Raw genomic sequence first — 3,552 nt, 5'->3', positions numbered from 1 at the left:
CCCTTACCTGCACACACGACACAAAGCGACGTATCATTGCTAACTGTGTTAAAACGCCCAGGGGGGCGCGCGGACCAGGCCCCGCCCCCCGACCGTCAGGACCGTCGGACGATCAGGCCGGTGTCGTCACCGCCCGGCCCCGTCGACCACCGCCGCCCACTCGTCCAGCAGCGCCTCGGTCGCCTCGTCGTCCGGGCCCTCCGCCCACAGGTGGGTGGTCGCCTCGGCCGGGTCCGGCAGCACCAGCGTCCAGCGCCCGTCCGCCTCGACGACCCGGACGCCGTCGGTGGTGTCCAGCCGCCGACTGCCGGCCGCCTCGACCACCGAGCGCATCACCATCCCCTTGGCCGCCCACGGCGTCGCCAGGTCCCGGCGACGGATGTGCGCCTGCGGGATCCGCGCGTCGATCTGGCTCAGCGTGAGCTGGGTCCGCGCCACCAGGCCGACCAACCGCACGAAGGCCGCGGCCCCGTCCAGCACTCCGCTGAACTCCGGCACCACGAAACCGCCGCGCCCGTCCCCGCCGAACACCGTGCCCTCGGTGGCGGCCGCCTTCGCCAGGTCGTCCGGCGTCGTCGTGGTCCAGATGACCTGGGTGCCGTGGTACGCGGCGACCTGCTCGGCGATCCGGGTCGTGGTCACCGGCAGCGCCACCTGCCCGCTGCGCCGCTCGGCCGCGACCAGGTCCAGCAGCACCAGCAGTGCCCGGTCGTCGTCGATCACCCGGCCCAGTTCGTCGACGAACGCGACCCGCTCGCCGACCGGGTCGAAGCGGACGCCGAAGGCCGCCCGGGAAGAGGCCACCAGCTCGCCGAGCCTGGCCAGCCCGGCCCGCCGCTCCTCCGCGTCCTCCGTCGGCCGCGCCTCGTCCAGCCCGCTGGAGACGGTGAGCGCCTCCACTCCGAGCCGCCCGAGGATGCTCGGCAGAACCAGGCCGGCGCTGCCGTGCGCAGTGTCCACGACCACCTTCAGTCCGGCCTCCCGGACCCCGGTGGTGTCGACGGCCCGCAGCAGGTTGCCCGCGTAGGAGTCGAAGACGCTGGACGGGAAGGTCAGGTCCCCGATCTCACCGGGGAAGGCCCGCCGGTACTCCTGGCGCGCGTACACGCGATCCAGCTTGCGCTGGCCGGCCTGCGAGAGGTCGGCCCCGCGCTCGTCGAAGAAGAGGATGTCCAGCGAGTCGGGCACCCCCGGCGTGGTCCGCAGGAAGATCCCGCCCGCACTCCCCCGCGCGGTGTGCTGCCGGGCGACCGGCATCGGCACGTTCTCCAGGTCGCGAACGTCTATGGCCGACGTCTGGAGCGCCGAAATCATCGCCCGTTTGAGCGCACGCGCACCACGCGAGTGGTCACGCGCAATGGTGACGGTCGCCCCCTTCTTCAAGGTCGTGGCGTACGCGCCGGCCAACCGCACGGCCAGTTCCGGGGTGATCTCGACGTTCAGGATCCCCGACACGCCACGGACACCGAACAGGTGCTCCTGGCCGCGGGACTCCCAGATCACCGACGTGTTGACGACGGCGCCGGCCTCGATGGTCTTGAACGGATAGACCCGGACGTTCGCACCGATGATCGACTCCTCGCCGATCAGGCACTCGTCCCCGATCACCGCGCCGTCCTCGATCCGGGCGGCCCGCATCACGTCGGTGTTCTTGCCGACCACGCAGCCGCGCAGATTGCTCTGCGGCCCGATGTAGACGTTGTCGTGCACGACCGCCTTGTGGAGGAAGGCCCCGCGCTTGACCACCACGTTGCTGCCGAGCACGGTGTGCTCACGGATCTCGACGCCGGCCTCGACCTTGGCGTAGTCCCCGATGTACAGCGGCCCGCGCAGCACCGCCTCCGGGTCCACCTCCGCACCCTCGGCCACCCAGACGCCCGGCGAGATCTCGAACCCGTCGAGCTCGACGTCGACCTTGCCCTCCAGGACGTCCGCCTGGGCCTTGCCGTAGCTCTCGTGGGTGCCCACGTCCTCCCAGTAGCCCTCGGCGACGTAGCCGTAGACCCGCTTGCCCTCCTTCAACAATTGCGGGAAGACGTCACTCGACCAGTCGACGGACTCACCTGCTGCGACGTAGTCGAAGACCTCTGGTTCCATCACGTAGATACCGGTGTTCACAGTGTCCGAGAAGACCTGCCCCCAGGTCGGCTTCTCCAGGAAGCGCTCGACCCGTCCGTCGTCGTCCGTGATCGTGATACCGAACTCGAGGGGATTCGGCACCCTGGTGAGACAGACGGTGACCAGTGCGTTCTTGCTGCGGTGAAAGTCGATCAATTCCGAGAGGTCGAAGTCGGTCAGTGCGTCACCGGAGATCACCAGAAAGGAGTCGTCCTTCAACGCGTCCTCGGCGTTCTTGACACTCCCCGCGGTGCCTAGCGGCGTCTCCTCGTGGGCATAGGTCAGATGCATGCCCAGGTCCTCGCCGTCACCGAAGTAGTTCTTGACCAGTGAGGCCAGGAACTGGACGGTGACGACGGTGTCGGAGAGGCCGTGCCGCTTCAGCAGCCGAAGCACGTGCTCCATGATCGGCCTATTGGCCACCGGAAGCAGCGGCTTCGGCATGCTTGAGGTCATCGGGCGGAGTCGGGTTCCTTCGCCCCCTGCCATGACAACGGCTTTCATTACGGGTGCGTCCTCCTTTGCGGTGGTGGACCTACAGGTCCATCAAACCGTTCCAGAGGGATCCCTACCCGGAAGGTATCGTCCGACGCACCGATGCGGCGTGGGACTTCTCTCAGATCACGTCTCAGACTGCGGACGCGGAGCCCGTCGAGCCCGCTCGGGTGATCCGCCTGGCCTGAACCGCGTAAAGAATACCGGCCCACCAGTACAACGTGGTCCCCCACCAGATGAAGGCCCAGCTCACCACCTCGGCCGGCCGCGCGATCCAGCTGTCCACGCTGCCGAGCAGGAGAAGCGGAAACGCGTACATCAGATTGAAGGTCGCGGCCTTCCCCAGAAAACTCACCTGGAGCGGCCCGTAACCGTGCCGGTTCAAAATGGGCAGCAGCGCGCCGATAAACACTTCCCGGGCCAGCAGAATCGCCGTCACCCACCACGGAAGAATCTCACGCCAGGTCAAACCGACCAGCGTGGACAGCACATAGAGCCGGTCGGCCAGCGGATCGAGCAGTTGCCCCACCCGGCTGACCTGCCCCCACCGCCGCGCGAGTTTCCCGTCGAGGTAGTCGCTGACACCGCTCAGCATCAGGATCAGCAGCGCCCAACCATCGTTGTTGGGGCCATCGAAAACCGGCCAGAGAATCAGCCAGAGAAAAAGCGGAACACCGACCAGCCGGCCCATGCTGAGCAGGTTGGGGATGGTGAGGACGCGATCGGTCTGGACCCGCGTCTCCTGGACCTCCACCCGGGGGCCTCCTGTCCCGTGTGATGACAATGCACGTTGACCCTACAACAGAAAAGCCCCCGCCAGGTTCACCCGGCGGGGGCTTCTCTCGAATGATTGTTCGGCGGCGTCCTACTCTCCCACAGGGTCCCCCCTGCAGTACCATCGGCGCTGTAAGGCTTAGCTTCCGGGTTCGGAATGTAACC

General features: G+C 67.6%; 2 protein-coding genes and 1 rRNA gene. All 3 read right to left on the bottom strand.

Going from position 1 to position 3,552, the window contains the following annotated elements:
* Positions 1-126: 126 nt before the first annotated feature.
* Complete coding sequence (locus tag ACFVHI_RS36455) at positions 127-2,622, bottom strand: mannose-1-phosphate guanyltransferase (RefSeq protein ID WP_063350200.1); 2,496 nt, start codon at positions 2,620-2,622, stop codon at positions 127-129.
* A gap of 124 nt (positions 2,623-2,746) precedes the next feature.
* A complete protein-coding gene (gene pgsA, locus ACFVHI_RS36450; RefSeq protein WP_063350199.1) occupies positions 2,747-3,367 on the bottom strand; it encodes a CDP-diacylglycerol--glycerol-3-phosphate 3-phosphatidyltransferase in 621 nt (206 codons plus the stop codon).
* A gap of 98 nt (positions 3,368-3,465) precedes the next feature.
* Positions 3,466-3,552 (bottom strand): 5S ribosomal RNA (rrf, locus tag ACFVHI_RS36445); the annotation flags it as partial.

This window comes from Kitasatospora sp. NPDC127121 (assembly GCF_042677305.1).
Lineage (GTDB): Bacteria > Actinomycetota > Actinomycetes > Streptomycetales > Streptomycetaceae > Kitasatospora.
Note: the sequence above shows the minus strand (reverse complement) of the source record. Positions and strands in the feature narration are given on the sequence as shown.

Coding starts and splice junctions, on each gene's coding strand:
- ACFVHI_RS36455 (WP_063350200.1), bottom strand. CDS start 2,622: ATGAAAGCCGTTGTCATGGCAGGGGGCGAAGGAACCCGACTCCGCCCG.